This window comes from Limnohabitans sp. (assembly GCF_044373035.1).
Taxonomy (GTDB): domain Bacteria; phylum Pseudomonadota; class Gammaproteobacteria; order Burkholderiales; family Burkholderiaceae_C; genus Limnohabitans_A.
Window position 1 is genome coordinate 1 of sequence record NZ_JBILQU010000210.1, and the last position, 2,818, is coordinate 2,818.

Annotated in this window: 2 protein-coding genes and 2 riboswitches; both genes read right to left on the reverse strand. The window is 61.6% G+C overall.

Annotated features, from left to right (window positions below):
* On the reverse strand, nt 1–1,050 hold a 1,050-nt coding region (locus ACIQ47_RS16000; protein ID WP_396439024.1), incomplete at its 3' end, for a D-amino acid dehydrogenase.
* A 62-nt stretch (nt 1,051–1,112) separates the two neighbouring features.
* A riboswitch (glycine riboswitch) is annotated at nt 1,113–1,214 on the reverse strand.
* Between the two features lie 10 nt (nt 1,215–1,224).
* Nucleotides 1,225–1,318, reverse strand: a riboswitch (glycine riboswitch).
* A 36-nt stretch (nt 1,319–1,354) separates the two neighbouring features.
* A partial coding sequence (locus tag ACIQ47_RS16005) for a glycine dehydrogenase (protein WP_396439025.1) occupies nt 1,355–2,818 on the reverse strand: 1,464 nt, incomplete at its 5' end.

Genomic DNA, 2,818 nt, shown 5'->3' on the forward strand with positions numbered 1-2,818 from the left:
GCGGGTGTCGATGTCAGGGAAGCACTGGTTGACCCACTGAATCAGGGGCTGAATGCGGTCAGCGCGGATGTCCAGGTTGATGCCGTTGAATTCGGCCGTGCCCGCCACGCGGAAGCGGTCAAGCCCTAAGCGGCTGGTGACCAGTTTGGTTTCGTCGTCGAGCAGGCTGACTTGCGGCGCTGCCGCTTGGCTGGCACCGTCGGGCAGGTTCACGGTGATCGAGTAGCCCTTGACGGGGTAGATGTTCAGGCGGTCACCCAACTGCGCGGCCAGGCGGCGGCCGTGCACGCCGGCACACATCACGATGCCGTCAAAGGTCAGCGAGTCGGTATCACCCGCATGCTTGACCTGCACAAAAGCGCTTTGGCCGTTGGCGGCCACGCTCAGGACTTCGTGTTCGTTGAGGATCTTGACGCCCAGGCGCTCGCAAGCCTTGGCCAAGCCATAGGTGAACTTGTGGATATCGCCCGTCGAGTCGCTTTCGGTGAAATAACCACCGTAGTAATTGCCGTGCAGGGTGGGCTCAATGGCCTTGATTTCTTCGGGCGTCACCGCACGACGGGGCAAGCCACCCTGGGCCAGCAATTTGGAGACTTGTCCGGCATGTTCAAAGCCCTTTTTGTCACGGTAAAAATGCAGAATGCCCTCGCGCTTGTGGTCGAACTCGATGCCCTCTGCTTGGGCCCACGCAAAGTGGTGCTCGCGTGATTCGATGGCCAGTTGCGCTGTAGCGATGGTGTTGTCCCTGTACTTGGGCATGGCGGCCATGAACTCGGCCATCCAGCTGAGTTTGTGCCAGGTGGGGGTGGGGTTCATGAGCAGCGGGGCGTCATTTTTGAACATCCACTTCAGGCCCTTGATGATCGTGGACGGGTGGGTCCAGACTTCGGCGTTGGATGCCGAGAGTTGACCACCATTGGCATAGGACGTTTCCATGCCGGGGTAGCGGTTTTTCTCGATCAGGGTGACTTCAAAACCCTGTTGAACCAGGGCATACGCGGAGGTGACGCCAGTGATGCCGCCGCCGATGACAACCATGTGCTTTTTCATGAAGCTTCTCTCGTTTCAACGTCTCAAACAGTGGGACACGCTGCGCACCGGATGTGCGCGGCATGACCCCCTCTGTTTGAAACCTGAGAGATTCACCTCGGGTGAGGCTTGCTCCTGCGGTGGACCCGGGTGACGAACCCGGGGCGCTCTTCAGAGTTTTTGACACGGATGTGCCTGCCTGCATCGGTCCTTTGGCCTGAGAGTTTCCGGGGTGGTTGCTCCTTCGGCGCTGTCTGCGGTGGCGGACAGTCTCTCCCGATGCGGGTATTTGATTTTGAAGTGTGGGTCTTCCTTTGTGGGTGGATCAGGCGTAGTCGCTCAGCGGAATGCAGCTGCAAAACAGGTTGCGGTCGCCGTAGACGTTGTCGACACGGCCCACTTGCGGCCAGTACTTCACGCTGCCCGGCACGCGCTGGGCTTGCGCTGTACCGACTTCTCGGCTGTAGGGCCGGTTCCATTCGCCGCCCAGCAGGCTGTCTGCGGTGTGCGGTGCGTGTTTCAGCGGGTTGTTGTCTTGCGGCCAGCTGCCGTTTTCCACCAGACGGATTTCTTCGCGGATGGCGATCATCGCGTCGATGAAGCGGTCCAGCTCTTGCAGGGTTTCGCTCTCGGTGGGCTCGACCATCAAGGTGTTGACCACCGGAAAGCTCAGCGTGGGCGCGTGAAAGCCATAGTCCATCAACCGTTTGGCCACGTCTTCGGCCATCACGCCGCTGGTCTCCTTGAGGCCTCGCAAATCCAGAATGCACTCGTGGGCCACTCGGCCGTTCTCACTGGCGTACAGCGTGGGGTAGTGGTCGGCCAAGCGCTTGCTGATGTAGTTGGCCGCCAAAATCGCCGCTTCGGTCGCGTGTTTCAGGCCCTCGGCGCCCATCATGCGGCAGTACATCCAGCTGATGGGCAAGACAGCCGCGTTGCCCAACGGCGCGGCACTGACAGCGCCCACGCCATTCACCGGCAAGCCGCCTGTGGCGTGGCCTGGCAGGTAAGGCACCAGGTCTTCCACCACGCAAACGGGGCCGACGCCGGGGCCGCCACCGCCGTGCGGGATGCAGAAAGTCTTGTGCAGGTTCAGGTGGCTCACGTCGCCGCCAAACTCGCCCGGAGCTGCCACGCCAACCAGGGCGTTCATGTTGGCACCGTCCACGTACACGCGCCCGCCATGCTGGTGAACCAGCTCGCAAAGCTGCTTGACCTGTGTCTCGAACACGCCGTGTGTGCTGGGGTAGGTGATCATCACCGCAGCCAGGTTCGCGCTGTGCTGTTCGCACTTGGCTTGCAGGTCAGCCATGTCCACGTTGCCGTTCTCATCGCACTTGGTCACGACCACGGTCATGCCGACCATCTGTGCGCTGGCGGGGTTGGTGCCGTGGGCGCTGGACGGGATCAGGCAAATGTTGCGGTGGCCTTGGCCCTGAGCGCGGTGGTAGGCCTGAATGACCAAGAGACCGGCGTATTCGCCTTGCGATCCGGCGTTGGGTTGCAGGCTGATGCCTTTGTAGCCGGTGGCCTGGCACAGCCAGTCGCGCAGTTGCTGGTCCAGCAGTTGGTAGCCTGCCAGTTGTTCGGCGGGGGCAAAGGGGTGCACGCCCGCAAACTCGGGCCAGGTGATGGGGATCATCTCGCTGGTGGCGTTGAGCTTCATGGTGCAGCTGCCCAGCGGGATCATGCTGCGGTCCAGCGCCAGGTCCTTGTCGGACAGCTGTCGGATGTAGCGCAGCATGCCGGTCTCACTGTGATAACGGTTGAACACCGGGTGTGTCAGGAA